Source organism: Frankia sp. CoWAU3, assembly GCF_977971855.1.
Window position 1 is genome coordinate 3,781 of the sequence record NZ_CDWWXB010000225.1, and the last position, 1,905, is coordinate 5,685.

The following is a 1,905-nucleotide window of genomic DNA, read 5'->3' on the forward strand; positions in this document are numbered from 1 at the left end:
GCCACACGGAATCCGCCCGTGGGTAGAGCCGACCAACATCAGTCCATCGCAGTGCGGACTCGATGCCTAACCGCGCCGGGGCCACGCCGGCGAAGAGGCCGAAGGGCGTCGCGCGCCGGCTCATCCGCACCAGATAGCGCGCCACTGCCAGCCCCAGTCGGCGCGCCCGACGCGCCGACGGCCTTTCCCCGCGGCACGCTTCCTCCACGCTGGCAGCCAGCGCCGGGCTCGCAGTCTCCACGGCGACGGCGATGGAGGTATGGGCCCAGACCTCGGCCAGCCAGATGCACCAGCGCGCCGCGTCGTCACAGTCCGCGCCTGGCCAGGTCTTCGCGGCCATCGCTGTCGTCTTGTCCGACAGGGCGGCAGCACGGAACAGTGCGGCGTCGAGCGGCGCGTAGAGCAGCGGGCTGCGCCGGAAGTCCATAGCATCGCCTCCGTCTGGTGAGCAGCGGTCCATTGCGCGGTACACATGTGCCGGGTGGTGCTCGGAGACCGCGTGGTCCCCGAGCACCACCCGGACTCGTGGCGGTGTCAGCAGTCCTTGTTCTTATTCGTCGAGCAGCCGTTGTCGGTGGTGCACAGCAGCGCGTCCGCCGCGTCGCCCTGCTCGACGATCGAGACGTCGAGCTCCAGCTCGCTGATCCCTGCGGTGGTCGTGTCGGCCGTGACGGTGTCCATGGTCATCACACTCCCGGTCTCGCCCGTTCCCATGGGAAGCGGGCTCGTGAAGGACTCCAGTAGTGCCGTCCTGCCGCCTGTTCCTCCGCTGAGGGCACGCGGGGTTTCGTCACCGTGGATCCGGTGACGCCTGGGCGACGGGACATCTGGTGCTGCCGACACGGGCCCCCGAGCCACTCGACTGCTCTGAGCAAGCGCCCGGAAACTCTGTGCCGGCCGGTTTCGGTAGCAAGAGTGGAGGCCTGCCGCGCCATGAAGTGACACACGTTGTGTCACTGATCCGCTGCCATCCGGCGCACAGGACGGTGCTCTGGAGGACAGGCGGTTACCAGAGGGTCGGGTGCCCGGCGGCGAGTGCGCTGCCAGCTAAGATCAACCACCAGATCCGGGGAGTGATCGCTGTGGAGGAGAGGGAGGTTGTCGGTCCTCGAAGGAGCCTGCATTGCAACGTGATCATGGTCCGGCTGTCCTAGCCGAGCTCGGCACTCCTGCCAGTCCGGGATAAGACCAGCTCGCGCTGCGGCGGACCGCACCCCAGGCCGAGCGGCCCCCGGTCGCTCAGAGAAGCGACAGGAGGATTGGCGATCTTGGTGTTCGTCGTCGGTGGGCAGGGCTATCTCGGGTCCCGCGTGATCCACGCTGCCACCGGAACCGATATGGCGATCGCGATCAGCCGAGATGGAGCGACGCGACATGGCGTGCCATCTACGAGCTGGTCGACCTTCCTCGGCGGTCTCAAGGGTGTTCGTGGCCCCGTCGTTGTCTGGCTACTGGACGGCGCCAAGCACCACGAACTTGATCGACTAGCTGAGCTTCTGGCTGCCCGGCCCGACGGCCACCTCGTGCTCGTCTCGACCTGCACCGTCTACGGCGCCTGCGGCGACCTCGTCTGCGACGAGGGCACGCCGTTGGACCTGCGCACCGACCACGCGCGACTCAAAGCCAGGTGCGAGGCCCTGCTCGACCGCTCCGGCTGGACATCGGCTGTGCTGCGGCTTGGCGCGCTCTACGGCGTCGATCACCGCGGGATCCGGGCCGACCGGATCGAGAAGTGGGTCCGTCAGGGAACCACCGAGCACATAATCACCGTGCCCGACCCCGAGCACTGGCGCGGCTGGGTCCACCGGGATCAGGCAGCTCGCGCCCTCTGGCGGGCCGCAGCTTCACAGGTCACCGGCGTCTTCAACGTGGCTTCCGCGAACCTGACCTTCGCGCAGGCCGCGC

3 protein-coding genes are annotated in these 1,905 nt (G+C 68.3%); 1 reads left to right on the forward strand and 2 read right to left on the reverse strand.

Annotation, left to right across the window (positions count from 1 at the left end):
• Together AC08ON_RS15875 and AC08ON_RS15880 are read right to left on the reverse strand one after the other, a co-directional pair.
• Positions 1 to 427 (reverse strand): lantibiotic dehydratase (locus AC08ON_RS15875; protein ID WP_476617245.1); only part of this gene is annotated, 427 nt, incomplete at its 3' end.
• A 107-nt stretch (positions 428 to 534) separates the two neighbouring features.
• Positions 535 to 714 (reverse strand): FxLD family lanthipeptide, encoded by a 180-nt coding sequence (locus AC08ON_RS15880; protein WP_476617246.1) that lies wholly within the window; start codon positions 712 to 714, stop codon positions 535 to 537.
• A gap of 665 nt (positions 715 to 1,379) precedes the next feature.
• Here AC08ON_RS15880 and AC08ON_RS15885 point away from each other — a divergent pair.
• Positions 1,380 to 1,905: NAD-dependent epimerase/dehydratase family protein (locus tag AC08ON_RS15885; RefSeq protein ID WP_476617247.1), on the forward strand; the 526-nt coding region annotated here is incomplete at its 3' end.

Bases quoted from the DNA above. Each gene is read 5' to 3' on its own strand.
- AC08ON_RS15880 (WP_476617246.1), bottom strand. From the start codon at position 714: ATGGGAACGGGCGAGACCGGGAGTGTGATGACCATGGACACCGTCACG.